This is a genomic window from Paraferrimonas sp. SM1919 (assembly GCF_010993985.1).
In the GTDB taxonomy this organism is placed as follows: domain Bacteria; phylum Pseudomonadota; class Gammaproteobacteria; order Enterobacterales; family Shewanellaceae; genus SM1919.
This window is the reverse complement of the sequence record NZ_WINH01000033.1, coordinates 1-23,354: the sequence shown is the minus strand read 5'-3', so window position 1 is coordinate 23,354 and position 23,354 is coordinate 1. Positions and strand designations below refer to the sequence as shown.

Annotated in this window: 33 protein-coding genes; all 33 read left to right on the top strand. The window is 44.5% G+C overall.

Translation table 11 applies throughout. From position 1 onward, the window contains the following. Positions 1 to 33: 33 nt before the first annotated feature. The 33 genes from rpoC to rplQ all read left to right on the top strand — a co-directional run bounded on the left by rpoC (position 34) and on the right by rplQ (position 22,773). On the top strand, positions 34 to 4,251 hold the full coding sequence (gene rpoC / locus GFB48_RS16195) for a DNA-directed RNA polymerase subunit beta' (protein WP_163938220.1): 4,218 nt from the start codon (positions 34 to 36) through the stop codon (positions 4,249 to 4,251). A 274-nt stretch (positions 4,252 to 4,525) separates the two neighbouring features. Further along, complete coding sequence (gene rpsL, locus GFB48_RS16190; RefSeq protein ID WP_163938217.1) at positions 4,526 to 4,900, top strand: 30S ribosomal protein S12; 375 nt, start codon at positions 4,526 to 4,528, stop codon at positions 4,898 to 4,900. A gap of 79 nt (positions 4,901 to 4,979) precedes the next feature. After that, on the top strand, positions 4,980 to 5,450 hold the full coding sequence (gene rpsG, locus GFB48_RS16185) for a 30S ribosomal protein S7 (RefSeq protein WP_163938215.1): 471 nt from the start codon (positions 4,980 to 4,982) through the stop codon (positions 5,448 to 5,450). 78 nt (positions 5,451 to 5,528) lie between these two features. After that, positions 5,529 to 7,628: an elongation factor G gene (gene fusA / locus GFB48_RS16180; protein ID WP_163938212.1), complete on the top strand. Its 2,100-nt coding sequence runs from the start codon at positions 5,529 to 5,531 to the stop codon at positions 7,626 to 7,628. A gap of 61 nt (positions 7,629 to 7,689) precedes the next feature. Then, positions 7,690 to 8,874, top strand: a complete 1,185-nt coding sequence (gene tuf, locus GFB48_RS16175; RefSeq protein WP_163938210.1) for an elongation factor Tu — start codon at positions 7,690 to 7,692, stop codon at positions 8,872 to 8,874. A gap of 303 nt (positions 8,875 to 9,177) precedes the next feature. Further along, positions 9,178 to 9,489, top strand: coding sequence for a 30S ribosomal protein S10 (rpsJ, locus tag GFB48_RS16170; protein WP_005307944.1), 312 nt, complete (start codon positions 9,178 to 9,180; stop codon positions 9,487 to 9,489). A 27-nt stretch (positions 9,490 to 9,516) separates the two neighbouring features. Then, the gene (gene rplC, locus GFB48_RS16165) at positions 9,517 to 10,155 is read left to right on the top strand and encodes a 50S ribosomal protein L3 (RefSeq protein ID WP_163938207.1); all 639 of its coding nucleotides are present in this window, start codon (positions 9,517 to 9,519) and stop codon (positions 10,153 to 10,155) included. Between the two features lie 14 nt (positions 10,156 to 10,169). Continuing rightward, entirely contained in the window at positions 10,170 to 10,775 is a 606-nt protein-coding gene (gene rplD, locus GFB48_RS16160; RefSeq protein WP_163938204.1) for a 50S ribosomal protein L4, read from the top strand. Continuing rightward, a complete protein-coding gene (gene rplW, locus GFB48_RS16155) occupies positions 10,772 to 11,074 on the top strand; it encodes a 50S ribosomal protein L23 (RefSeq protein ID WP_163938201.1) in 303 nt (100 codons plus the stop codon). The genes rplD and rplW overlap by 4 nt, the downstream gene beginning before the upstream one ends. Before the next feature lie 18 nt (positions 11,075 to 11,092). Then, on the top strand, positions 11,093 to 11,920 hold the full coding sequence (gene rplB, locus GFB48_RS16150) for a 50S ribosomal protein L2 (protein WP_163938198.1): 828 nt from the start codon (positions 11,093 to 11,095) through the stop codon (positions 11,918 to 11,920). 11 nt (positions 11,921 to 11,931) lie between these two features. Further along, entirely contained in the window at positions 11,932 to 12,210 is a 279-nt protein-coding gene (gene rpsS / locus GFB48_RS16145) for a 30S ribosomal protein S19 (protein ID WP_163938195.1), read from the top strand. 14 nt (positions 12,211 to 12,224) lie between these two features. Next, positions 12,225 to 12,557, top strand: a complete 333-nt coding sequence (gene rplV / locus GFB48_RS16140) for a 50S ribosomal protein L22 (protein WP_163938192.1) — start codon at positions 12,225 to 12,227, stop codon at positions 12,555 to 12,557. A gap of 11 nt (positions 12,558 to 12,568) precedes the next feature. Then, entirely contained in the window at positions 12,569 to 13,258 is a 690-nt protein-coding gene (rpsC, locus tag GFB48_RS16135) for a 30S ribosomal protein S3 (RefSeq protein ID WP_163938189.1), read from the top strand. Positions 13,259 to 13,269: 11 nt separating this feature from the next. Beyond that, positions 13,270 to 13,680 carry a 50S ribosomal protein L16 gene (gene rplP, locus GFB48_RS16130; protein WP_163938186.1) on the top strand — a complete coding sequence of 137 codons (411 nt, stop codon included), beginning with the start codon at positions 13,270 to 13,272 and terminating at the stop codon, positions 13,678 to 13,680. Continuing rightward, positions 13,680 to 13,871: a 50S ribosomal protein L29 gene (rpmC, locus tag GFB48_RS16125; protein ID WP_163938183.1), complete on the top strand. Its 192-nt coding sequence runs from the start codon at positions 13,680 to 13,682 to the stop codon at positions 13,869 to 13,871. The genes rplP and rpmC overlap by 1 nt, the downstream gene beginning before the upstream one ends. Then, the gene (gene rpsQ / locus GFB48_RS16120) at positions 13,871 to 14,119 is read left to right on the top strand and encodes a 30S ribosomal protein S17 (protein ID WP_163938180.1); all 249 of its coding nucleotides are present in this window, start codon (positions 13,871 to 13,873) and stop codon (positions 14,117 to 14,119) included. Before rpmC ends, rpsQ begins: the two co-directional genes overlap by 1 nt. A gap of 179 nt (positions 14,120 to 14,298) precedes the next feature. Continuing rightward, on the top strand, positions 14,299 to 14,667 hold the full coding sequence (gene rplN, locus GFB48_RS16115) for a 50S ribosomal protein L14 (protein ID WP_163938177.1): 369 nt from the start codon (positions 14,299 to 14,301) through the stop codon (positions 14,665 to 14,667). A gap of 10 nt (positions 14,668 to 14,677) precedes the next feature. Next, positions 14,678 to 14,992 (top strand): 50S ribosomal protein L24, encoded by a 315-nt coding sequence (gene rplX, locus GFB48_RS16110; protein WP_163938174.1) that lies wholly within the window; start codon positions 14,678 to 14,680, stop codon positions 14,990 to 14,992. A gap of 15 nt (positions 14,993 to 15,007) precedes the next feature. Then, positions 15,008 to 15,547, top strand: a complete 540-nt coding sequence (gene rplE / locus GFB48_RS16105; RefSeq protein WP_163938171.1) for a 50S ribosomal protein L5 — start codon at positions 15,008 to 15,010, stop codon at positions 15,545 to 15,547. An 11-nt stretch (positions 15,548 to 15,558) separates the two neighbouring features. Beyond that, positions 15,559 to 15,864, top strand: a complete 306-nt coding sequence (gene rpsN / locus GFB48_RS16100; protein WP_163938169.1) for a 30S ribosomal protein S14 — start codon at positions 15,559 to 15,561, stop codon at positions 15,862 to 15,864. A 24-nt stretch (positions 15,865 to 15,888) separates the two neighbouring features. Continuing rightward, entirely contained in the window at positions 15,889 to 16,281 is a 393-nt protein-coding gene (gene rpsH, locus GFB48_RS16095; protein ID WP_163938166.1) for a 30S ribosomal protein S8, read from the top strand. A 13-nt stretch (positions 16,282 to 16,294) separates the two neighbouring features. Continuing rightward, positions 16,295 to 16,828: a 50S ribosomal protein L6 gene (gene rplF, locus GFB48_RS16090; protein WP_163938164.1), complete on the top strand. Its 534-nt coding sequence runs from the start codon at positions 16,295 to 16,297 to the stop codon at positions 16,826 to 16,828. 10 nt (positions 16,829 to 16,838) lie between these two features. Next, positions 16,839 to 17,189 (top strand): 50S ribosomal protein L18, encoded by a 351-nt coding sequence (gene rplR, locus GFB48_RS16085; RefSeq protein ID WP_163938161.1) that lies wholly within the window; start codon positions 16,839 to 16,841, stop codon positions 17,187 to 17,189. A 13-nt stretch (positions 17,190 to 17,202) separates the two neighbouring features. After that, positions 17,203 to 17,703: a 30S ribosomal protein S5 gene (rpsE, locus tag GFB48_RS16080; RefSeq protein ID WP_163938158.1), complete on the top strand. Its 501-nt coding sequence runs from the start codon at positions 17,203 to 17,205 to the stop codon at positions 17,701 to 17,703. Between the two features lie 4 nt (positions 17,704 to 17,707). Continuing rightward, a complete protein-coding gene (gene rpmD / locus GFB48_RS16075) occupies positions 17,708 to 17,890 on the top strand; it encodes a 50S ribosomal protein L30 (protein WP_163938155.1) in 183 nt (60 codons plus the stop codon). 2 nt (positions 17,891 to 17,892) lie between these two features. Continuing rightward, positions 17,893 to 18,327 (top strand): 50S ribosomal protein L15, encoded by a 435-nt coding sequence (rplO, locus tag GFB48_RS16070; protein ID WP_163938152.1) that lies wholly within the window; start codon positions 17,893 to 17,895, stop codon positions 18,325 to 18,327. A 7-nt stretch (positions 18,328 to 18,334) separates the two neighbouring features. Next, positions 18,335 to 19,678: a preprotein translocase subunit SecY gene (gene secY / locus GFB48_RS16065; RefSeq protein WP_163938149.1), complete on the top strand. Its 1,344-nt coding sequence runs from the start codon at positions 18,335 to 18,337 to the stop codon at positions 19,676 to 19,678. Positions 19,679 to 19,697: 19 nt separating this feature from the next. Beyond that, entirely contained in the window at positions 19,698 to 19,811 is a 114-nt protein-coding gene (gene rpmJ / locus GFB48_RS16060; protein ID WP_075607266.1) for a 50S ribosomal protein L36, read from the top strand. A gap of 114 nt (positions 19,812 to 19,925) precedes the next feature. Next, a complete protein-coding gene (rpsM, locus tag GFB48_RS16055; protein WP_163938146.1) occupies positions 19,926 to 20,282 on the top strand; it encodes a 30S ribosomal protein S13 in 357 nt (118 codons plus the stop codon). Between the two features lie 14 nt (positions 20,283 to 20,296). Beyond that, the gene (rpsK, locus tag GFB48_RS16050; RefSeq protein ID WP_163938143.1) at positions 20,297 to 20,686 is read left to right on the top strand and encodes a 30S ribosomal protein S11; all 390 of its coding nucleotides are present in this window, start codon (positions 20,297 to 20,299) and stop codon (positions 20,684 to 20,686) included. A 28-nt stretch (positions 20,687 to 20,714) separates the two neighbouring features. Beyond that, a complete protein-coding gene (gene rpsD, locus GFB48_RS16045; RefSeq protein ID WP_163938140.1) occupies positions 20,715 to 21,335 on the top strand; it encodes a 30S ribosomal protein S4 in 621 nt (206 codons plus the stop codon). A gap of 24 nt (positions 21,336 to 21,359) precedes the next feature. Continuing rightward, positions 21,360 to 22,349: a DNA-directed RNA polymerase subunit alpha gene (rpoA, locus tag GFB48_RS16040; RefSeq protein WP_163938137.1), complete on the top strand. Its 990-nt coding sequence runs from the start codon at positions 21,360 to 21,362 to the stop codon at positions 22,347 to 22,349. A gap of 37 nt (positions 22,350 to 22,386) precedes the next feature. Next, complete coding sequence (rplQ, locus tag GFB48_RS16035) at positions 22,387 to 22,773, top strand: 50S ribosomal protein L17 (RefSeq protein ID WP_163938135.1); 387 nt, start codon at positions 22,387 to 22,389, stop codon at positions 22,771 to 22,773. Positions 22,774 to 23,354 lie beyond the last annotated feature (581 nt).

Here is a 23,354-nt window from a genome sequence, read left to right as displayed (position 1 = left end):
AGCTACCAGGTTTAGCTCCTGCAGGAGAAGAACGTGAAAGACTTATTAAAGTTTTTAAAACAGCAAAATAAAACGGAAGAGTTTGAAGGCATTCGCATTGGTCTTGCCTCTCCAGACTTAATTCGTTCATGGTCTTTTGGTGAAGTTAAAAAGCCAGAAACCATTAACTACCGTACCTTTAAGCCTGAGCGCGATGGTCTTTTCTGTGCCCGTATTTTCGGTCCAGTGAAAGATTACGAGTGTCTGTGTGGTAAGTATAAGCGTCTTAAACACCGTGGTGTTATTTGTGAGAAGTGTGGTGTTGAGGTTACTCAGACTAAAGTACGTCGTGAGCGTATGGGTCACATTGAGTTGGCATCACCAGTAGCGCACATTTGGTTCTTGAAATCACTACCATCTCGCATTGGTTTAATGCTAGATATGACCCTGCGCGACATCGAGCGCGTGCTTTACTTCGAATCATTCGTAGTGACTGAAGCGGGTATGACTGACCTAGAACGCGGTCAGATGCTAACTGAAGAAACTTATCTTGATGCTCTAGAAGAGCATGGTGATGAGTTCGAAGCTAAGATGGGTGCAGAGGCCGTTCTGGATCTTTTACGCGCTTTAGATCTCGAAAGCGAAATCAACGCGATGCGTGAAGAGTTGCCATCAATCAACTCTGAAACCAAACGCAAGAAGATAACTAAGCGTCTTAAGCTGATGGAATCATTTTTCCAATCTGGTAACAAGCCAGAATGGATGATCCTACAAGTGTTACCGGTACTTCCACCAGATCTACGTCCTCTAGTACCTCTAGATGGTGGTCGTTTTGCGACTTCAGATCTTAACGATCTATACCGTCGAGTGATTAACCGTAACAACCGTCTAAAACGTCTTCTAGACCTAGCGGCTCCAGACATCATCGTACGTAACGAAAAACGTATGTTACAAGAGTCTGTTGATGCGCTTCTAGATAACGGTCGTCGCGGTCGTGCTATTACTGGTTCTAACAAGCGTCCTCTGAAATCACTTGCCGATATGATTAAAGGTAAGCAAGGTCGTTTCCGTCAGAACCTTCTAGGTAAGCGTGTAGATTATTCTGGTCGTTCGGTAATTACCGTAGGTCCTACTCTTCGTTTACAACAGTGTGGTCTTCCTAAGAAGATGGCACTTGAGCTATTCAAACCGTTTATTTACGGCAAGCTAGAAGGTCGTGGCTTAGCGACGACAATTAAAGCTGCTAAGAAGATGGTTGAGCGTGAAGTACCGGAAGTATGGGACGTTCTAGACGAAGTAATTCGTGAACACCCAGTGTTACTTAACCGTGCACCAACACTTCACCGTCTTGGTATCCAGGCATTTGAGCCGGTACTAATTGAAGGTAAAGCGATTCACCTTCACCCACTAGTTTGTGCGGCATACAACGCCGACTTCGATGGTGACCAAATGGCGGTACACGTACCGTTAACACTAGAAGCACAGCTAGAAGCGCGCGCGCTAATGATGTCGACTAACAACATCTTATCGCCAGCAAACGGTGAGCCAATTATCGTACCTTCTCAGGACGTTGTACTTGGTCTTTACTACATGACTCGTGACAAGATTAACGGTCGTGGTGAAGGCATGGTGTTTGAATCTGTAGCGGAAGCTGAAAAAGCTTACCGTACTGAATCTGCAGAGCTACACTCTCGCGTTAAAGTACGTATTACTGAGTACCAAAAGCTAGAAACTGGCGAAATGATGCCAGTGCGTCGTATCGTTGATACCACTGTTGGTCGTGCGATTCTCTCTTTAGTGATGCCTAAAGGTCTGTCTTTCGACTTGGTTAACCAAGCCATGGGCAAGAAGCAAATTTCTAAGCTTCTAAACGTGTGTTACCGTCAGCAGGGTCTAAAAGATACCGTTATCTTTGCCGACCAACTGATGTACACAGGTTTCCATTACGCAACTATCTCTGGTGTCTCTGTTGGTATTAACGACATGGATATCCCAGATGCTAAGAAGACTATCGTTGCCGATGCTGAAGCAGAAGTTCAAGAAATTTCTGAGCAATTCCAAGCGGGTCTAGTAACCGCTGGTGAGCGCTACAACAAGGTAATCGATATCTGGGCAAGCGCGAACGAAAAAGTTTCTAAAGCGATGATGGATAACCTATCTGAAGATACAGTTATCAATCGTGATGGCGAAGAAGAGCAACAACCATCGTTTAACAGCATCTACATGATGGCCGATTCTGGCGCTCGTGGTAGTGCCGCTCAGATCCGTCAGTTAGCGGGTATGCGTGGTCTAATGGCTAAGCCAGATGGCTCTATTATTGAGACGCCAATTGTGGCTAACTTCCGTGAAGGTCTGAACGTATCTCAGTACTTTATTTCGACTCACGGTGCTCGTAAAGGTCTTGCGGATACCGCACTTAAGACCGCGAACTCGGGTTACCTAACACGTCGTCTAGTAGACGTTGCTCAAGATTTAGTAGTAATTGAAGAAGATTGTGGCACCGAGAAAGGTGTAGCAATGAAGCCGCTAATTGAAGGCGGTGACGTTGTTGAACCACTACGCGAGCGTGTTCTAGGTCGTGTAGTAGCACAAGATGTATTCAAGCCAGGTACCACAGAGATATTGGTTGCTCGTAACACACTTCTTGATGAGAAGTGGTGTGACGTACTAGAAGATAACTCAATCGATGAAGTCTTAGTTCGTTCTGTTATTAGCTGCGAAACTGATTTTGGTGTCTGTGCCCACTGTTATGGACGTGACCTAGCTCGCGGCCATATTACCAACATGGGTGAGTCAATTGGTGTGATTGCGGCACAATCTATCGGTGAGCCAGGTACACAGCTAACAATGCGTACCTTCCACATCGGTGGTGCGGCATCTAGAGCATCAGCTGAAAACAACGTCCAAGTTAAGACCAGTGGTTCTCTGAAGTTACACAATGCTAAGCATGTAACTAATGCTGACAATAAACTTGTTATTACCTCGCGCTCTTCTGAGTTAGCGGTAATTAACGAATTAGGTCAAGAGAAAGAGCGTTACAAGGTTCCTTACGGTACTGTACTTGAAGTTAAAGAAGATGGTTCAGTAAATGCTGGTGACATCATCGCGAATTGGGATCCACACACTCACCCGATTATTACAGAGGTGAAAGGTAAGGTTAAATTTGTTGATCTTATCGATGGTGTGACTATGGAAAGCCAAACTGATGAGCTAACCGGTCTATCTTCTATCGTAGTGTTAGACCCATCTCAACGTCCTACAGCAGGTAAAGAGATGCGTCCGATGGTTAAGTTAGTTGATTCATCGGGTAACGAATTATTGATTGCTGGTACTGATGTACCTGCTCAATACTTCTTACCAGGTAATGCGATCATTAGCTTACAAGACGGTGAAGAAATTAATGTAGGTGATGCGATTGCACGTATCCCACAGGAATCTTCGAAGACTCGCGATATTACCGGTGGTCTACCACGAGTTGCTGACTTATTTGAAGCGCGTAAGCCTAAAGAACCAGCAATTCTTGCAGAGGTTTCAGGAACTATCTCCTTCGGTAAAGAAACCAAAGGTAAACGTCGTCTGGTCATTACCCCAGCTGAAGGCGGTAACCCATACGAGGAAATGATTCCTAAGTGGCGTAACCTGAACGTGTTTGAAGGTGAAAAAGTAGAAAAAGGTGAAGTGATTGCCGATGGCCCTGAGTCACCGCATGATATTTTACGTCTACGTGGTATCCAGCATGTTGCAAATTACATCGTAAACGAAGTACAAGATGTATACCGTCTACAAGGTGTAAAGATCAACGACAAGCACATTGAAGTAATTATTCGTCAGATGCTACGTAAGTGTATCATCACTAAGGCACATGACAGCGAGTTCCTAGAAGGTGAACAAGCTGAAGTCGCCCGCGTGAAGATTGCTAACCGTGAGCGTGAAGCTAATGGTCTACCATTAATTGAGTTTGAACGTGAACTCATGGGTATTACTAAAGCTTCGCTAGCGACTGAGTCGTTCATCTCTGCGGCATCGTTCCAAGAAACTACACGTGTTCTAACTGAAGCTGCGGTAGCAGGTAAAGTTGATCCATTACGTGGTCTAAAAGAGAACGTAATCGTAGGTCGATTGATTCCAGCGGGTACTGGTTATGCTTATCATAAGCAACGCCAAGAAAACAAAGGTTCATCGGAAGAAGTTCAGGAACCAACGGTTTCAGCTTCAGAGGCCGAACAGAACCTAGCGGACTTATTGAACGCGTCATTAAATTCAGATAACTAAAGGTTAACTGATTTACAGAAGGCGCCCAAAGGGCGCCTTTTTTATAACCATATGCTTGTCATGAAGAGAGATATTTGGCTCTCGTGAGTTAGGTAATGTTAGAAAGACGACTATATTCCGTACTGGATCACTAAAAAGCAAAGATTTCTGGTGAGAAAGTCGGCAATTTCTTGACTTCCTTGTAAGACCTTTCTAAAATTTCGCCTCCCCTAATTTAGGGGGAGATTTTTCACAAACTTATGTAATTCAGTTTTTACTGATTGGAGCTATATAAATGGCAACTGTTAACCAGTTGGTGCGCAAAGCTCGTAAGCCAAAAGTTGTTAAAACTAATGTGCCTGCGTTAGAAGCTGCACCTCAAAAGCGTGGCGTATGTACTCGTGTATACACCACAACACCTAAAAAGCCGAACTCTGCAATGCGTAAAGTAGCGCGTGTTCGTCTAACAAACGGTTATGAAGTAACTTCATACATCGGTGGTGAAGGCCACAACCTACAAGAGCACAGCGTGATTCTTATCCGTGGTGGTCGTGTTAAAGATTTACCTGGTGTTCGTTACCACACTGTTCGCGGTGCTTTAGACTGTGCTGGCGTTTCTGATCGTCGCCAAGGTCGTTCTAAGTACGGTGCTAAGAGACCTAAGTCTTAACGCTTTCCGTTAAGTAAGGCCAAACTCATTAATTGAGATTTTCAGTTTTGGAAATCCCTGAAGAATACGGAGCAATAAAATGCCAAGACGTCGCGTAGTAGGTCAACGTAAGATCCTACCTGATCCAAAGTTTAATAGTGAATTACTAGCTAAGTTCATCAACGTATTGATGCTTGATGGTAAAAAATCTATTGCTGAAAAAATTATTTACAATGCACTAGACACTGCTGCTAACAAGAGCGGTAAAGACCACCTAGAACTTTTCGAAGCTGCGCTAGATAACGTTCGCCCAAGCGTTGAGGTTAAATCTCGTCGCGTTGGTGGTTCTACTTACCAAGTTCCTGTAGAAGTACGTCCAGTTCGTCGTAACACACTTGCAATGCGCTGGTTAGTAGAAGCTGCACGTAAGCGTGGTGAAAAATCTATGGCGTACCGTCTAGCTGGTGAAATGCTAGATGCTGCCGAAAACAAAGGTACAGCTGTTAAGAAACGTGAAGACGTTCATAAGATGGCTGAAGCTAACAAGGCATTTGCCCACTACCGTTGGTAATACCTTTTTAGTACGAGCCCTACGGGGCTCGTATTTTCATTTATACTAGGTAATGATAAACCTAGAGAGGGAAAATTTGTGGCCCGTACAACCAAACTAGAGCGCTACCGTAATATTGGTATTTGTGCGCACGTTGATGCAGGAAAAACCACTACCACTGAACGCATCTTATACTACACAGGTCTTTCACATAAGATTGGTGAAGTACACGATGGTGCGGCGACAATGGATTGGATGGAACAAGAGCAAGAACGTGGCATTACTATCACTTCTGCAGCTACTACGACTTTTTGGCGTGGTATGCAAGCTCAGTTCGATGAACATCGAGTCAATATTATCGATACCCCTGGACACGTTGACTTTACGATTGAAGTAGAGCGTTCATTGCGTGTGCTTGATGGTGCCGTTGTTGTTTTCTGTGGATCCTCAGGCGTTGAGCCACAATCTGAAACTGTATGGCGTCAAGCGGACAAATACGAAGTACCACGTATGGTATTCGTAAATAAAATGGACCGTGCCGGTGCAGACTTTCTACGAGTAGTAGACCAAATTAAACAACGTCTTGGCGCTAATTGTGTGCCAATTCAACTAAACGTTGGTGCTGAAGATGAGTTTTCAGGCGTAATCGACTTAATCAAAATGAAGTTGATTAACTGGAACGAAGCAGATCAAGGCATGACTTTCACTTACGATGATATTCCAGCTGATATGCAAGAGCTTGCAGAAGAATGGCGTATGAATATGGTGGAAGCTGCAGCCGAAGCATCAGAAGAACTGATGGATAAGTATTTAGAAGAAGGCGAACTGACCGAAGAAGAGATTAAAGCTGCTCTACGTCAACGTACTCTAAATAATGAAATCGTTCTAGCTACCTGTGGTAGTGCATTCAAGAACAAAGGCGTGCAAGCGGTTCTTGACGCGGTTATTGAGTTTTTACCTGCACCGAATGAAGTTAAAGCGATCACGGGTGAAGATGAAGATGGCAATGATGTTTCACGTTTATCATCTGACGATGAACCATTTTCTGCACTAGCATTCAAAATTGCAACCGATCCTTTCGTAGGCACCTTAACCTTCGTTCGTGTTTATTCTGGGGTGATTGAAACCGGTAAAATGGTTTATAACTCAGTTAAACAAAAGAAAGAGCGTATTGGCCGCATGGTGCAAATGCATTCTAATGATCGTAAAGAAATTAATGAAGTTCGCGCAGGTGATATTGCAGCGATGATCGGTCTAAAGGATGTCACAACAGGTGATACCCTATGTGATATGAATAACAAAGTTATCCTTGAGCGGATGGAATTTCCTGAGCCAGTTATTCAAATTGCAGTAGAGCCTCGCTCAAAAGCAGACCAAGAAAAAATGGGTGTGGCGCTAGGTAAATTAGCAGCTGAAGACCCATCATTCCGCGTAGAAAGTGATGAAGAATCAGGTCAAACCCTGATCTCTGGTATGGGTGAACTTCACCTAGACATTATCATTGATCGTATGCGTCGTGAATTTAGTGTTGAATGTAACGTAGGTAAACCGCAAGTTGCCTATCGTGAATGTATTAACAGCACTGTAGAAGTGGAAGGTAAATTTGTTCGTCAATCAGGTGGACGTGGTCAATATGGCCATGTTTGGCTAAAATTAGAGCCGTTACCTGAAGATAGCGAAGATAACTTCCAGTTCGTCAATGAGATTGTTGGTGGTACCGTTCCCCGTGAATACATCCCAGCAGTTGAAAAAGGTATCAAAGATCAAATGGAGCAAGGGGTCTTGGCTGGCTATCCAGTATTAAAAGTCCGTGCTACATTGTTCGATGGTTCATTCCACGATGTTGACTCAAATGAGATGGCGTTTAAAATTGCAGGCTCAATGGCATTTAAGAAAGGTGCCCTTGAAGCAAATCCTGCTTTACTAGAGCCTCTTATGAAGGTTGAAGTTACAACTCCTGAAGATTATATGGGAGATGTAGTTGGTGATTTAAATCGCCGTCGTGGGTTAATTGAAGGCATGGACGATGGCGTTGCTGGCATTAAGTTAGTTCACGCAAATGTTCCCTTGTCTGAAATGTTCGGTTATGCAACCGACTTGCGCAGTGCTACTCAAGGTCGTGCCTCATACTCGATGCAGTTCTTAAAGTATGCAGAAGCACCGCAAAAGATTGCACAAGCGATCATTGAAAAGCATTAATTGCAAACTTAATAGATACTGTGTTGTTTCAGTATCTTGATTAACAAAAGGAAGAGACGTCGTGTCTAAAGAAAAATTTGAACGTAATAAACCGCACGTTAACGTTGGTACAATCGGCCACGTTGACCACGGTAAAACCACTCTAACTGCTGCAATCTGTACTACTTTAGCTAAAGTATACGGTGGTGAAGCAAAAGACTTCGCATCTATCGATAACGCTCCAGAAGAGCGTGAGCGTGGTATTACAATTTCTACTTCTCACGTTGAGTACGATACTCCAACTCGTCACTACGCACACGTAGACTGTCCAGGACACGCGGATTATGTTAAAAACATGATCACTGGTGCTGCACAGATGGACGGCGCTATCCTAGTAGTAGCTTCTACAGATGGTCCAATGCCACAAACTCGTGAGCACATCCTACTTTCTCGTCAGGTTGGCGTACCTTACATCATCGTATTCATGAACAAGTGTGACATGGTTGATGATGAAGAGCTTCTAGAGCTAGTAGAAATGGAAGTACGTGAACTTCTATCTGAGTATGACTTCCCAGGTGATGACCTACCAGTTATCCAAGGTTCAGCTCTAGGCGCCCTAAACGGCGAGAAAGAGTGGGAAGACAAGATTGTAGAACTAGCCGAAGCACTAGATTCATACATTCCAGAGCCAGAGCGTGACATCGATCGTCCGTTCCTACTACCAATCGAAGACGTATTCTCAATTCAAGGCCGTGGTACAGTAGTAACTGGTCGTGTTGAGCGTGGTATCATACGCGTAGGTGACGAAGTAGAAATCGTAGGTATTAAAGAGACTACTTCTACTACTTGTACTGGTGTAGAGATGTTCCGTAAGCTTCTAGACGAAGGTCGTGCTGGTGAGAACTGTGGTGTTCTTCTACGTGGTACTAAGCGTGAAGAAGTACAGCGTGGTCAAGTACTAGCTAAGCCTGGTTCAATCAACCCGCACACTAAGTTCGAATCAGAAGTATACGTACTTTCAAAAGACGAAGGTGGCCGTCATACTCCATTCTTCAAAGGTTACCGTCCACAGTTCTACTTCCGTACAACTGACGTAACTGGTACTATCGAGCTACCAGAAGGCGTAGAAATGGTAATGCCTGGCGATAACATCAAGATGGTAGTAGAGCTAATCTGCCCAATCGCGATGGACGAAGGTCTACGTTTCGCTATCCGTGAAGGTGGCCGTACCGTAGGTGCTGGTGTTGTAGCTTCAATCGTAGAGTAATATCACGATTGTTTACACACTAAAAAAGGCGAGCTTCAGCTCGCCTTTTTGATCTAGTGCTCACTTTTAAAGCTCTGTGTAAAATGCCCTCATAAAAGAGTTGCTATAACAAGCTTTTTAAGTATAATGCACATCTCGCTATCGTAACGACAGCAGAGAATAGATATGTAATCAGCAATTGTCTGGTTACAAGACAGCGATTCCGATTTGGAGTCGAATGGGAAAAGTAATCACTCTATCTTTCTGATATTAGGGAAAGTATAGGGCGGTTTTTTGTATGTCTAAATTTGGGAGCTCTGGTCAATGCAGAACCAAAGAATCCGTATCCGCTTAAAGGCGTTCGATCATCGTCTGATCGATCAGTCAACAGCGGAAATCGTTGAAACTGCTAAGCGCACTGGTGCTCAGGTACGTGGTCCAATTCCACTACCTACTCGCAAAGAGCGCTTTACCGTTTTGATCTCTCCACACGTGAATAAAGACGCACGTGATCAGTACGAAATCCGTACTCACAAGCGTTTAGTTGATATTGTGGAGCCAACTGACAAGACTGTTGACGCACTAATGCGTTTAGATCTTGCAGCTGGTGTTGATGTCCAGATCAGCCTGGGCTAGAGATCTGAATCGAAAGAGGTTTATGAAATGACTATCGGTCTAGTAGGTCGTAAAGTGGGTATGACTCGCATCTTCACTGAAGATGGTGTTTCTATCCCTGTCACAGTAGTAGAAGTTGAGCCTAACAAAGTTACTCAGGTTAAAAGCCTAGAAACTGACGGTTACCGTTCAATTCAAATTACTACTGGCACCAAGAAAGCAAGCCGCGTAAATAAAGCTGAAGCAGGTCACTTTGCTAAAGCTGGCGTTGAAGCCGGTCGTGGTCTGTGGGAATTCCGTCTTGACGCTGAAGAAGGCGCAGACGTTGAAGTTGGTGCAGAATTTAAAGTTGACATCTTTAATGATGTTAAAAAAGTAGATGTGGTTGGCCGTTCAAAAGGTAAAGGTTTCCAAGGTGCAGTTAAGCGCTGGAACTTCTCTACCCAAGACGCAACACACGGTAACTCTTTGTCACACCGTGCCCCGGGTTCTATTGGTCAAAACCAAACCCCAGGCCGTGTATTCAAAGGTAAGAAAATGGCTGGTCACATGGGCGACGAGCGTGTAACGGTTCAATCACTTGAACTAGTTCGCGTAGACGCTGAGCGTAACTTGCTATTAATCAAAGGTGCGGTACCAGGTGCAGTCGGTGGAAACCTGATTGTTAAACCCGCCGTTAAAGCGTAATCCGGGAGATAGTAATGGAATTGGTATTGAAAGACGCGCAAAGCGCTCTTGAAGTTTCCGAAACTACCTTTGGTCGCGATTTTAACGAAGCTCTCGTGCACCAAGTAGTTGTAGCATTCGCTGCCAACGCTCGTCAAGGCACGCGTGCTCAAAAGACTCGCTCTGAAGTGTCAGGTGGCGGCAAGAAGCCTTGGAAACAAAAAGGTACTGGTCGTGCTCGTGCAGGTACAATCCGTAGCCCTCTATGGCGCAGCGGTGGTGTTACTTTCGCAGCTAAGACTCAAGACCACAGCCAGAAGATCAACAAGAAGATGTACCGCGGTGCATTGAAAAGTATTTTCTCTGAGCTAGTACGTCAAGATCGTCTAATCGTTGTTGAGAAGTTCGGTATTGAAGCTCCAAAGACTAAAGAATTAGTTGCTAAACTAAAAGAGTTCGAATTAAACGACGTTTTAATCGTAACTCCAGAAGTTGACGAAAACTTATTCTTAGCAGCACGTAACCTTTATAAGGTAGACGTTCGTGACGTTAACGGTATTGATCCAGTTAGCCTAATCGCGTTCGACAAAGTGCTTGTAACTGCGGATGCAGTTAAGCAAATTGAGGAGATGTTAGCATGATCCGTGAAGAGCGTTTACTAAAAGTAATCTTAGCTCCGCACATCTCTGAAAAGAGCACGATTGCTGCTGAGAATACAAATACTGTAGTTCTTAAAGTTGCTGTTGATGCCACTAAGCTGGAAATCAAAAAAGCAGTTGAGAAACTATTTGAAGTTGAAGTAAAAGCGGTTCGCACCCTAGTAGCTAAAGGTAAAACTAAGCGTACAGGTGCTCGTTTCGGTCGTCGTAGTGACTGGAAAAAAGCTTACGTTACTTTAGCAGATGGCGCGGAGCTAGACTTCGTCGGCAACGCAGAATAAGCAGGAAGGAGATAACACATGGCTATTGTTAAGTGTAAGCCTACCTCTCCGGGTCGCCGCCACGTAGTTAAAGTGGTTAACGCGGACCTGCATAAAGGTAAGCCATTTGCGGCCCTTTTAGACAAAAAGTCTAAGACAGGTGGTCGTAACAACGCTGGTCGTATTACTACACGTCATATTGGTGGTGGTCACAAGCAACACTACCGTATTATTGACTTCAAACGTAATAAAGACGGTATCGAAGGTAAAGTTGAGCGTTTGGAATATGATCCAAACCGTAGCGCGAACATCGCACTAGTACTTTACAAAGACGGTGAGCGCCGTTACATCCTAGCACCTAAAGGTTTAGTTGCTGGTGACGTGATTCGCTCTGGTCAAGATGCTGACATTAAAGTTGGTAACGCATTACCAATGCGCAACATCCCAGTAGGTTCTGTTGTACACAACGTAGAGCTTAAACCAGGTAAGGGCGGTCAAATTGCTCGTTCTGCTGGTGCTTACGTACAGATCATTGCTCGTGATGGCGCATATGTAACTCTACGTCTTCGCTCTGGCGAAATGCGTAAAGTACTTTCTGAAGGTCGTGCGACCATCGGTGAAGTTGGTAACGCTGAGCACATGCTTCGCCAATTAGGTAAAGCTGGTGCAACCCGTTGGCGTGGTATTCGTCCGACAGTTCGTGGTGTTGCTATGAACCCGGTAGATCACCCACACGGTGGTGGTGAAGGTCGTACGTCTGGTGGTCGTCACCCGGTGTCACCTTGGGGTACCCCAACTAAGGGTTACAAAACCCGTAAGAACAAGCGTACTGACCAGTACATTGTACGTCGTCGTAACAAGAAATAAGAGGATTCATCATGCCACGTTCTCTCAAGAAAGGTCCTTTCATTGACCTACACCTCTTGAAGAAGGTAGAGTCAGCTTTGGAAAACAACGATAAGAAGCCAATTAAAACTTGGTCTCGTCGTTCTATGATCATTCCAGATATGATTGGTCTAACCTTAGCTGTCCATAATGGTCGTCAGCACGTTCCAGTTTTCGTAACTGACGAAATGATCGGTCACAAGCTAGGCGAATTCGCCCCAACTCGCACTTACCGCGGTCATGCTGCGGATAAGAAAGCGAAGAAGCGTTAATCTAGGAGTGTAAGATGGAAGTGTTATCAAAACATCGTTTCGCTCGTACGTCGCCTCAAAAGGCACGTCTAGTAGCTGACCAAATCCGTGGACTACCTGTTGCTCGCGCTCTAGAAATTCTTGCTTTCAGCTCACAAAAAGCTGCAGGCATCATGAAGAAAGTTCTAGATGCAGCTATCGCTAACGCAGAGCACAATGAAGGTATGGACATTGACGAGTTGAAAGTTTCAACTGTATTCGTTGATGCAGGTCCAACTATGAAACGCATCATGCCACGCGCTAAAGGCCGTGCTGACCGTATCATCAAGCGTACCAGCCACATCACTGTGGTTGTATCAGATCGCTAGGAGATTAAGCAATGGGACAAAAAGTACATCCTAATGGTATTCGCTTAGGCATTACCAAGCCTTGGATCTCTACCTGGTACGCCGACAAGGACTATTCAGATAACCTGAATAGCGATTGGGAAGTTCGCCAGTTCCTTACTAAGGAACTAGAAAGTGCGAGCGTTTCAAAAATTGTTATCGAGCGTCCAGCTAAGAGCATTCGCATCACCATTCACACTGCACGTCCAGGCGTGGTTATCGGTAAGAAAGGTGAAGACGTTGAAAAACTACGTCTAAAAATCGCTAAGCTAACTGGCGTAGCAGCGCAAATCAATATCGCTGAAGTACGTAAGCCAGAGCTTGATGCTAAACTAGTTGCAGACAGCATCGCGTCACAGCTAGAACGCCGTGTTATGTTCCGTCGCGCTATGAAGCGTGCAGTACAAAACGCAATGCGTCTAGGTGCTAAAGGTATTAAAGTTGAAGTTAGTGGCCGTCTAGGTGGCGCTGACATCGCACGTTCTGAGTGGTACCGTGAAGGTCGCGTACCTCTACACACTCTACGTGCAGACATCGACTACTCTACTGCTCGCGCTAACACCACTTATGGTGTGATCGGCGTTAAAGTTTGGATCTTCAAAGGTGAAGTTTTAGGTGGTTTACTACCTCAACAGCCTGAAGAAGCTCCAAAGCAGCAGAAGCGTAAGCCTCGCGGTAAATAGGAGAGCCCGTCATGTTGCAACCTAAACGAATGAAATTTCGTAAAATGTTTAAAGGCCGCAACCGTGGTTTAGCGAGCGGTCAATCAGTAAGCTTTGGCGAATTCGGCCTAAAAGCTACTGAGCGTGGTCGCATTACTGCTCGCCAGATTGAGGCTGCTCGTCGTGCTATGACTCGTCACGTTAAGCGTCAGGGTAAAATTTGGATCCGAATTTTCCCTGATAAGCCAATTACCAATAAGCCTCTAGAAGTGCGTATGGGTAAAGGTAAAGGTAACGTTGAATACTGGGTATGCCAAATCCAACCAGGCAAAGTCCTGTACGAAATGGCTGGTGTTCCAGAACAGTTAGCGCGTGAAGCTTTCACTTTAGCAGCTGCTAAGCTTCCGCTTAAAACCACGTTTGTTACTAAAACGGTGATGTGATGAAAGCTAGCGAACTTAAAGATAAAAGCGTTGAAGAGTTAAACGCTGAACTACTTAACTTACTACGTGAGCAGTTCAACCTACGCATGCAACATGCGACAGGTCAGTTAACTCAATCAAGCGAACTGAGAAAAGTGCGTCGCAATATTGCGCGTGTTAAGACCATCATCAATGCTAAGGCAGGTGCGTAATGAGCGATAAAATCCGTACATTACAAGGTCGTGTTGTTAGCGACAAGATGGATAAATCAATTACTGTTGCTGTTGTACGTAAAGTGAAGCACCCGATCTACGGTAAATTCATGACTCGTACTACCAAGTTAGCAGTACATGATGAAACCAACCAGTGTAAAGCTGGCGATCTAGTGAGCATTCGCGAAACTCGTCCAGTATCTAAGACTAAGTCTTGGGCAGTGGTAGAAGTTCTAGAAAAAGCTTAATTTTTAGGCTAAATTTAGAACTATGATAAGCGGCTCACAGAGCCGCTTATTTTTTGGCTAGTTATTTCCAAAATAGGGTGTTATACTGCGCCCCCATTTTGGTGATTAGCACTAAAATGTAATCGACCAACATAATAGTGTGTTGGTTAATGTGTAGTAACGATACCGGAGCACATAAAATGATCCAAATGCAAACTACGATGGACGTTGCTGATAACAGCGGCGCTCGCAGCGTACAATGTATTAAGGTCTTGGGTGGCTCTCATCGACGTTATGCCGGAATCGGCGACATCATTAAGGTTTCTGTTAAAGAATCTATTCCTCGCGGTAAAGTGAAGAAAGGTGATGTATATAACGCGGTGGTAGTCCGTACTAAGAAAGGCGTTCGTCGTTCAGACGGTTCTGTTATTCGCTTCGATCGAAATGCGGCAGTTCTTTTGAACGCTAACCTGCAGCCAATTGGTACTCGTATCTTCGGGCCAGTGACTCGCGAGTTGCGTTCTGAGCAATTCATGAAGATCGTGTCCCTAGCACCTGAAGTGCTGTAAGGAGCTAATAATGGCAGCGAAAATTAAACGTGAAGACGAAGTAATCGTTCTAGCAGGTAAAGACAAAGGCAAACGCGGTAAGGTTGCTTCTGTTTTATCTAATGGAAAGATGATCGTAGAGGGTGTAAACCTAATCAAGAAACACCAGAAGCCAAACCCACAGTTAGGCGTTCAAGGTGGCATCGTTGAGAAGGAAGCACCAATTCAAGCATCAAACCTAGCACTATTCAACTCTGCCACTGGCAAAGCTGATCGCGTAGGTTTTCGAATTGAAGACGGCGTAAAAGTTCGTTTCTTCAAGTCGAATGGTGAACTCGTTAAGTAATATTGGAGTTATACGATGGCGAAACTGCATGATAATTACAAAGAGACTGTAGTACCTGCTCTAATGGAGCAATTTGGGTATACCAGTGTCATGCAAGTCCCTCGGGTTGAAAAAATCACCCTGAACATGGGTGTTGGCGAGGCCGTTGCAGATAAGAAAGTTATGGAGCACTCTGTTGCTGATATGACTGCTATCGCTGGTCAAAAGCCTATCATCACTAAAGCACGCAAATCAGTTGCAGGCTTTAAAATCCGTGATGGCTACCCTATTGGTTGTAAAGTTACACTACGCGGCGAGCGTATGTGGGAATTCTTAGAGCGTTTTATCTCTATTTCTATTCCACGTATTCGTGACTTCCGTGGTTTAAACCCGAAGTCTTTCGATGGTCGTGGTAACTACAGCATGGGCGTGCGTGAGCAAATTATCTTCCCAGAAATCGATTATGATAAAATCGATAAGATCCGTGGTATGGATATTACTATCACTACTACTGCATCTACTGATGAAGAAGGTCGCGCGTTGTTGAACGCATTCAACTTCCCATTTAAGAAATAAGGGTAAGCGTAATGGCAAAGAATTCTATGAAGGCACGTGAAGCTAAACGTGCAAAGCTTGTCGCTCAGTATGCTGAGAAACGAGCTGCTCTTAAGGCAATTATTGCTAGCCCAAGCACCTCGGACGAAGACCGTTGGGAAGCAGTTCAAAAACTGCAGACCCTTCCACGTGATTCAAGCCGTTCGCGTCAGCGCAACCGCTGTAATCAAACTGGTCGTCCACATGGCGTTCTGCGTAAATTCGGCCTTAGCCGTATTAAATTACGTGAAGCAGCTATGCGTGGTGAAGTTCCTGGCCTTAAAAAAGCCAGCTGGTAATACTGTTACGGGAGTAAGCCAATTATGAGCATGCAAGATCCTATTGCGGATATGCTAACGCGTATTCGTAACGGCCAAGCTGCTAGCAAAGTATCAGTAGCTATGCCTTCTTCAAAAGTTAAGGTATCTGTTGCTAAGGTACTTAAAGAAGAAGGTTACGTTGCAGATTACAATGTGACCGGCGAAGCCAAGCCTGAGTTAGAAGTTACTCTTAAGTACTTCCAAGGCAAACCAGTTGTTGAAACTATCCAGCGTGTATCTCGCCCTGGTCTACGCATCTACAAAAAGAAAGATGAGTTACCAAAGGTGATGGCTGGTCTAGGTATCGCAATTGTTTCTACTTCAAAAGGCGTGATGACCGACCGTGCTGCCCGTAAAGCGGGTCTAGGCGGCGAAGTTATCTGCTACGTAGCTTAATAAGGAATAGATAATGTCTCGTGTAGCTAAAGCACCAGTCTCTATTCCAGCTGGCGTAGAGGTATCGGTTAACGGTCAGGAAGTTGCTATTAAAGGCAGCAAAGGTAACCTGACTTACGTATTTAACAATGGCGCTGTAATCGCTGTTGAAGACAACCAAGTAACTTTCGGCCCTCGTGAAGGTGTTGCTGGTGCTTGGGCACAAGCTGGTACAGCTCGTGCTATCGTTAACAACATGGTTAAAGGCGTTTCTGAAGGTTTTGAGAAAAAGTTAACACTTATTGGTGTTGGTTACCGTGCAGCTGTTAAAGGCAACACAATCAACCTTTCACTAGGTTTCTCACACCCGATTGATTACGCGCTTCCAGCAGGTGTTACAGCTGAAGCTCCTAGCCAAACTGAACTTGTCATCAAAGGTGCTGACAAGCAAGTAGTTGGTCAAGTAGCTGCAGAAATTCGCGCTTACCGTGCTCCTGAGCCTTATAAAGGTAAAGGTGTTCGTTATAGTGATGAAAATGTACGCCGTAAAGAAGCCAAGAAGAAGTAGGTAACGCGATATGGATAAGAAAACAGCTCGTTTACGCCGTGCTACTAAAGCTCGTGCGAAAATGAAAGAGCTGGGCGTGAATCGCCTGGTTATTCACCGTACTCCTAGCCACATTTACGCTCAGGTTATCAGCCCTGAAGCGACAGTAGTATGTTCAGCTTCAACTGTTGAAAAAGCAGTTAAAGCAGAGCTTAAGTCTACTGGTAATGTTGAAGCGGCTAAGGCCGTTGGTAAGGCTGTTGCTGAACGTGCGATTGAAAAAGGCATCTCAAATGTTGCTTTTGATCGCTCTGGTTTCAAGTATCACGGTCGCGTTGCTGCTTTAGCAGACGCTGCTCGTGAAGCTGGCCTCCAGTTCTAAGGTGGAGTCAAAAATGGCAAACATTGAAGCGAAAGGCGGCGATCTGCAAGAAAAGTTAATTGCAGTAAACCGCGTATCGAAAGTAGTTAAAGGTGGTCGTATCTTCAGCTTCACTGCTCTAACGGTAGTGGGTGATGGTAACGGCAAAGTAGGCTTTGGTTACGGTAAAGCTCGTGAAGTTCCAGCTGCAATTCAAAAAGCAATGGAAAAAGCGAAGCGTAACATCAGCACTGTAGCTCTGAACAACGGTACTCTTTTCCACCCAGTTAAGGGCCGTCACTCAGGTTCACGTGTTTACATGCAACCAGCTTCAGAAGGTACTGGTATTATTGCCGGTGGTGCGATGCGCGCTGTTCTTGAAGTTGTTGGTGTACATAACGTACTATCAAAAGCTTACGGTTCAACTAACCCAGTTAACGTTGTTCGTGCAACTATCAACGCTCTAGTAGATATGAAGTCTCCTGAGCAAGTTGCGGCTAAACGTGGCCTGACTGTTGAAAGCATTCAGGAGTAATACCATGGCTAAGAAAACAGTTAAAGTTACTCAAACTAAGAGCTCTATCGGTCGTCTTCCAAAGCACCGTGCAACTCTAGTTGGCCTGGGTTTACGTAAAATCGGTCACACTGTAGAACTTGAAGACACGCCAGCAGTACGCGGCATGATCAACAAGGTTTACTACATGGTATCGGTGGAGGAATAAGAATGCGTTTAAACACTCTATCTCCAGCGGCAGGTGCTAAAACTGCACCTAAGCGTGTAGGTCGTGGTATCGGTTCTGGCCTAGGTAAAACTGGCGGTCGTGGTCATAAAGGCCAAAAGTCACGTTCAGGTGGCGGCGTTCGTCCAGGTTTTGAAGGCGGTCAAATGCCATTGAAACAGCGCTTACCAAAATTTGGTTTTACTTCACGTAAAGCATTGGTTAGCTCTGAAGTTCGCCTAAGCGAACTTGCTAAAGTAAGCGGTGATATTATCGATCTGAACACATTGAAAGATGCTAATGTTCTATCTCGCAATATCCAGTTTGCTAAAATCGTTCTTTCAGGTACCATTGAACGCCCAGTGACCGTAAAAGGTCTAAAAGCAACCAAAGGTGCACGTGCAGCAATTGAAGCTGCAGGTGGAAAGATCGAGGAATAAGACGTCAATGGCAAAACCAGGATTAGAATCAAATGGCAAAGGTGGCTTAACGGAGTTGAAGCATCGTCTCCTGTTCGTATTAGGCGCGATAATCGTCTTTAGAGCAGGTTCGTTTGTTCCGATCCCTGGTATTGACGCTGCTGTTCTGGCTGAAGTATTTAATCAGCAAAAGGATACCATCCTAGGCATGTTTAACATGTTCTCGGGTGGTGCCCTTGAGCGTGCTTCTATCTTTGCACTTGGTATCATGCCTTATATTTCGGCATCGATTATCATGCAATTAATGACTGTGGTTCATCCTACTTTCATGGAACTCAAGAAAGAAGGTGAAGCGGGTCGTAAAAAGATTAGCCAGTATACTCGCTACGGCACATTAGTTCTTGGAACGCTGCAATCAATCGGTATCGCATCTGCCCTTAATAGTGGCAGCATGGGAGAAGGGTTGGTTACGACTCCAGGACCTGGGTTTGTATTTGTTGCGATTGTATCTTTAGTAACCGGTACCATGTTTTTAATGTGGTTAGGTGAACAGATTACTGAACGCGGCATTGGCAACGGCATATCAATTTTGATTTTTGCTGGTATTGTTGCAGGTTTACCTTCAGCATTTGCCCAAACAGCCGAGCAAGCGCGTCAAGGTGACTTAAACGTTCTTGTCCTACTGTTAATGGTAGGCATTGTATTTGCAGTAACATATTTCGTAGTATTTGTTGAGCGTGGTCAACGACGTATTGTTGTTAACTATGCAAAACGTCAGCAAGGCCGTAAGGTATTTGCAGGACAAAGTTCACATTTACCATTGAAATTGAACATGGCTGGTGTAATTCCACCGATTTTTGCTTCATCAATCATTCTGTTCCCATCAACTTTAGCAAGTTGGTTTGGTCAAAATGAGAGCATGTCGTGGTTAAGCGATATTTCTTTAATGTTATCGCCCGGTCAGCCACTTTATGTGGTAATATATGCAGCTGCAATTATCTTCTTCTGTTTCTTCTATACAGCGTTGGTTTTCAACCCACGTGAAACAGCTGAAAATTTGAAGAAGAGTGGAGCGTTTGTCCCGGGTATTCGTCCAGGAGAGCAAACCTCTCGATACATTGATAAAGTGATGACACGATTAACCCTTGCGGGTGCGTTGTACATAACCTTTATTTGTTTAATTCCAGAGTTCATGTTAATTACATGGAACGTACCATTTTACTTCGGCGGTACATCGTTGTTGATTATGGTTGTCGTTATCATGGATTTCATGGCTCAAGTACAGACTCATATGATGTCTCTTCAATATGAATCTGTCATGAAAAAGGCTAATTTGGTGAACAAAGCGAATCTTGATCGTTTTGGGCGCTAAGTTATGACGGAGTGATGAAATGAAAGTTCGTGCTTCCGTGAAGAAGATCTGCCGTAACTGCAAGATCATCAAACGTAACGGTGTTGTACGCGTAATTTGTGTTGAACCAAAACACAAACAGCGTCAAGGCTAAGAACTATTTGACAGCCCTGTGAGGGCTGTCAAAATATTTGTTTGCAATATGTCTATCTGTTGGGTATCCTACCGGGCTTTTCACAGATAGACCTTTAAATATTAGGAGTGCATAGTGGCCCGTATAGCTGGCATTAACATTCCTGAACATAAGCACACTGTAATTGCTTTAACAGCAATCTACGGTATCGGTCTTACTCGTTCACAGCAAATTTGTGCTGCGACCGGTATTGCCGAAGATGCTAAGATTCAGGAGCTAGACGAAGCACAGATTGATCTGCTTCGTGAAGAGGTTGCCAAATTCACTGTAGAAGGTGACCTACGTCGTGAAGTATCAATGAACATCAAGCGTCTTATGGACCTTGGTTGTTACCGTGGTCTTCGCCATCGTCGTAGCCTTCCACTTCGTGGGCAACGTACTAAGACCAATGCGCGTACGCGTAAAGGTCCTCGTAAACCAATTAAGAAGTAACGGGAAGGTAAGTTATGGCTAAAGTTCCGTCACGTTCTCGTAAACGCGTACGTAAACAAGTTGCAGATGGTATGGCTCACATCCATGCATCTTTCAACAACACAATTGTAACCATTACCGATCGTCAAGGTAATGCACTGTCATGGGCTACTGCAGGTGGTTCAGGTTTCCGTGGTTCACGTAAATCTACCCCATTCGCTGCACAGGTAGCCGCTGAGCGCGCAGGTACTGCTGCTCAAGATTACGGTGTTAAAAACCTAGAAGTTTTCGTTAAGGGTCCGGGTCCAGGTCGTGAATCAGCAATCCGTGCATTAAACGCTGCTGGTTATAAGATCACTAACATCACTGATGTTACCCCGATCCCTCACAATGGTTGTCGCCCACCTAAGAAACGTCGCGTTTAAGACGTCTTAGGAAAGTTGGAGAAAGATCATGGCAAGATACTTGGGCCCTAAACTCAAGCTAAGCCGCCGCGAAGGAACAGACTTGTTCCTAAAAAGCGGTGCAAGAGCAATTGACTCTAAGTGTAAGTTAGACACTGTTCCTGGTCAGCATGGCGCGCGTCGTAGCCGTCTATCTGATTACGGTGTTCAGCTTCGCGAAAAACAAAAAGTACGTCGTATGTACGGTGTACTAGAAAAACAATTCCGCAACTACTATAAAGCTGCGGCAAGACAAAAAGGTAATACAGGTGAAAACCTGCTTCAACTACTTGAAGGCCGTCTTGACAATGTTGTTTACCGCATGGGCTTCGGCGCAACTCGTGCAGAGTCGCGTCAGCTAGTTAGCCACAAAGCTATTTTAGTTAATGGCAAAGTAGTTAACATCCCATCTTACTCTGTGTCTGTAAACGACGTTATTAGCGTTCGTGAAAAAGCACAGAAGCAAGTTCGTATTAAATCTGCACTAGAAATGGCTGGTCAACGTGAAAAGCCATCTTGGGTAGAATTAAACGAAGCGAAACTGGAAGGCGTGTTCAAACGTCAGCCAGAACGTAGTGATTTGTCTGCTGACATTAACGAACAGCTGATCGTCGAGCTTTACTCTAAGTAAAGCAACTTTTATAGAGAGGACACAATGCAGGGTTCTGTTACTGATTTTCTTAAACCGCGTCTTGTTGATATTGAACAAGTCAGCCAAACGCGTGCCAAAGTTACTCTAGAGCCTCTAGAGCGCGGCTTTGGTCATACACTAGGAAACGCTTTACGCCGTATTCTTTTATCATCCATGCCAGGATGTGCAGTCACCGAAGTAGAAATCGACGGTGTATTGCATGAGTACAGTAGTAAAGAAGGTGTTCAAGAAGACATTCTTGAAATCCTACTAAACCTTAAAGGTTTGGCTGTAGTTGTTGAAGGCAAAGACGAAGCAATGCTGACTCTTAGCAAGTCAGGCAAAGGCCCTGTTACCGCAGCAGACATTACCCATGATGGTGATGTAACTGTAGTTAATCCGGATCATGTTATCTGTCATCTAACCGGTGACACAGATATCAACATGCGTATTCGCGTAGAACGCGGTCGTGGTTATGTTCCGGCTTCTGCTCGCGCACAAGTTGAAGAAGATGAGCGTCCTATTGGTCGCTTGCTGGTTGATGCTTCATTCTCACCTGTTGCACGCATTGCGTACAACGTTGAAGCGGCTCGTGTTGAGCAGCGTACCGACCTAGATAAACTAGTGATCGATATGACTACCAACGGCACACTGGATCCAGAAGAAGCGATTCGTCGTTCAGCAACAATTCTTGCTGAACAATTAGACGCTTTTGTGGATTTACGTGATGTTTCTGAGCCGGTACAAGAAGAAGCTAAGCCAGAGTTTGATCCGATTCTGCTACGTCCTGTCGACGATTTAGAACTGACTGTACGTTCAGCGAATTGTTTAAAAGCTGAAGCAATCCATTACATCGGTGACTTAGTACAGCGTACCGAAGTAGAGCTTCTAAAAACACCTAACTTAGGTAAGAAATCTCTTACTGAAATTAAGGATGTTTTAGCTTCTCGTGGTTTATCGCTTGGTATGCGTCTAGAAAACTGGCCACCTGCTAGTTTACTAGATGACATGTAATACTAAGTCAACATAATTAAGGTAGAAGGATTAGGTTATGCGCCATCGTAAGAGTGGTCGTCAACTAAACCGTAACAGCAGCCACCGTCAAGCCATGTTTCGCAACATGGCAGGCTCAATCGTTCGTCACGAAGTGATCAAAACGACTGTAGCTAAGGCGAAAGAACTGCGTCGTGTAGTTGAACCTTTAATTACTCTAGCCAAAACTGACAGTGTTGCTAACCGTCGTTTGGCATTTGCCCGCACTCGTGATAGCGAAGTTGTAGGTAAACTATTTAATGAATTGGGCCCACGCTACCAGGATCGTCCTGGTGGTTACACCCGTATTCTTAAGTGCGGCTTCCGTGCTGGTGATAATGCTCCTATGGCATACATCGAGCTAGTAGGTCGTCCAGAAGCTCAAGAAGAAGCTTCTGCAGAGTAATTAATATTACTCAAAAAAAGCCGAGCATATGCTCGGCTTTTTTGTATTTAAAAATTTAGTAAGTGTTTACTCGCTTTATGACTAATTAATTTCTAAGAGTCTTACAAGGCCATAAGTCTAGCGTGACTAAAAATTAATTATGCAGATGAATCGATGATCTACTATAGTTATGGTCTGCGTTTATTGTTCGAGGCGAGCAGCCTTTAACCATTTATCACAGAGTAAATGTGATCTAACCACGCCTAAGTTTATTTCTTAGCCGATCAAAGATCTTTTTTTCAAAAAGGGGTTGCGTAAATAAATCCGCTCCCTATAATGCGCATCCACTGACACGGAGCAAGGCACTAAAGCGCCAGCAACGTTGGAGCTACAAGGTAGCTCAGTCAGGGTTGAGGTTAAAACTTAAACGGTTGAAAAACTTTTTAAAAATAACCCTTGACCACGGGCTCAAAATCATTAAGATACGCAGCCCTGACCGACACGGTCAAACGTTCTTTAACAATATAATCAAGTAATCTGTGTGGGCACTCACAGGCATTTGAAAATCAACAAAACGATTTTCTCAATGTACTTTAGTGTTC

Excerpts from the sequence above, each read along its gene's own strand:
- rpsL (WP_163938217.1), top strand. The coding sequence starts at position 4,526 with ATGGCAACTGTTAACCAGTTGGTGCGCAAAGCTCGTAAGCCAAAAGTT.
- rpsG (WP_163938215.1), top strand. The coding sequence starts at position 4,980 with ATGCCAAGACGTCGCGTAGTAGGTCAACGTAAGATCCTACCTGATCCA.
- rpsJ (WP_005307944.1), top strand. The coding sequence starts at position 9,178 with ATGCAGAACCAAAGAATCCGTATCCGCTTAAAGGCGTTCGATCATCGT.
- rplC (WP_163938207.1), top strand. The coding sequence starts at position 9,517 with ATGACTATCGGTCTAGTAGGTCGTAAAGTGGGTATGACTCGCATCTTC.
- rplD (WP_163938204.1), top strand. The coding sequence starts at position 10,170 with ATGGAATTGGTATTGAAAGACGCGCAAAGCGCTCTTGAAGTTTCCGAA.
- rplW (WP_163938201.1), top strand. The coding sequence starts at position 10,772 with ATGATCCGTGAAGAGCGTTTACTAAAAGTAATCTTAGCTCCGCACATC.
- rplB (WP_163938198.1), top strand. The coding sequence starts at position 11,093 with ATGGCTATTGTTAAGTGTAAGCCTACCTCTCCGGGTCGCCGCCACGTA.
- rpsS (WP_163938195.1), top strand. The coding sequence starts at position 11,932 with ATGCCACGTTCTCTCAAGAAAGGTCCTTTCATTGACCTACACCTCTTG.
- rplV (WP_163938192.1), top strand. The coding sequence starts at position 12,225 with ATGGAAGTGTTATCAAAACATCGTTTCGCTCGTACGTCGCCTCAAAAG.
- rpsC (WP_163938189.1), top strand. The coding sequence starts at position 12,569 with ATGGGACAAAAAGTACATCCTAATGGTATTCGCTTAGGCATTACCAAG.
- rplP (WP_163938186.1), top strand. The coding sequence starts at position 13,270 with ATGTTGCAACCTAAACGAATGAAATTTCGTAAAATGTTTAAAGGCCGC.
- rpmC (WP_163938183.1), top strand. The coding sequence starts at position 13,680 with ATGAAAGCTAGCGAACTTAAAGATAAAAGCGTTGAAGAGTTAAACGCT.
- rpsQ (WP_163938180.1), top strand. The coding sequence starts at position 13,871 with ATGAGCGATAAAATCCGTACATTACAAGGTCGTGTTGTTAGCGACAAG.
- rplN (WP_163938177.1), top strand. The coding sequence starts at position 14,299 with ATGATCCAAATGCAAACTACGATGGACGTTGCTGATAACAGCGGCGCT.
- rplX (WP_163938174.1), top strand. The coding sequence starts at position 14,678 with ATGGCAGCGAAAATTAAACGTGAAGACGAAGTAATCGTTCTAGCAGGT.
- rplE (WP_163938171.1), top strand. The coding sequence starts at position 15,008 with ATGGCGAAACTGCATGATAATTACAAAGAGACTGTAGTACCTGCTCTA.
- rpsN (WP_163938169.1), top strand. The coding sequence starts at position 15,559 with ATGGCAAAGAATTCTATGAAGGCACGTGAAGCTAAACGTGCAAAGCTT.
- rpsH (WP_163938166.1), top strand. The coding sequence starts at position 15,889 with ATGAGCATGCAAGATCCTATTGCGGATATGCTAACGCGTATTCGTAAC.
- rplF (WP_163938164.1), top strand. The coding sequence starts at position 16,295 with ATGTCTCGTGTAGCTAAAGCACCAGTCTCTATTCCAGCTGGCGTAGAG.
- rplR (WP_163938161.1), top strand. The coding sequence starts at position 16,839 with ATGGATAAGAAAACAGCTCGTTTACGCCGTGCTACTAAAGCTCGTGCG.
- rpsE (WP_163938158.1), top strand. The coding sequence starts at position 17,203 with ATGGCAAACATTGAAGCGAAAGGCGGCGATCTGCAAGAAAAGTTAATT.
- rpmD (WP_163938155.1), top strand. The coding sequence starts at position 17,708 with ATGGCTAAGAAAACAGTTAAAGTTACTCAAACTAAGAGCTCTATCGGT.
- rplO (WP_163938152.1), top strand. The coding sequence starts at position 17,893 with ATGCGTTTAAACACTCTATCTCCAGCGGCAGGTGCTAAAACTGCACCT.
- secY (WP_163938149.1), top strand. The coding sequence starts at position 18,335 with ATGGCAAAACCAGGATTAGAATCAAATGGCAAAGGTGGCTTAACGGAG.
- rpmJ (WP_075607266.1), top strand. The coding sequence starts at position 19,698 with ATGAAAGTTCGTGCTTCCGTGAAGAAGATCTGCCGTAACTGCAAGATC.
- rpsK (WP_163938143.1), top strand. The coding sequence starts at position 20,297 with ATGGCTAAAGTTCCGTCACGTTCTCGTAAACGCGTACGTAAACAAGTT.
- rpsD (WP_163938140.1), top strand. The coding sequence starts at position 20,715 with ATGGCAAGATACTTGGGCCCTAAACTCAAGCTAAGCCGCCGCGAAGGA.
- rpoA (WP_163938137.1), top strand. The coding sequence starts at position 21,360 with ATGCAGGGTTCTGTTACTGATTTTCTTAAACCGCGTCTTGTTGATATT.
- rplQ (WP_163938135.1), top strand. The coding sequence starts at position 22,387 with ATGCGCCATCGTAAGAGTGGTCGTCAACTAAACCGTAACAGCAGCCAC.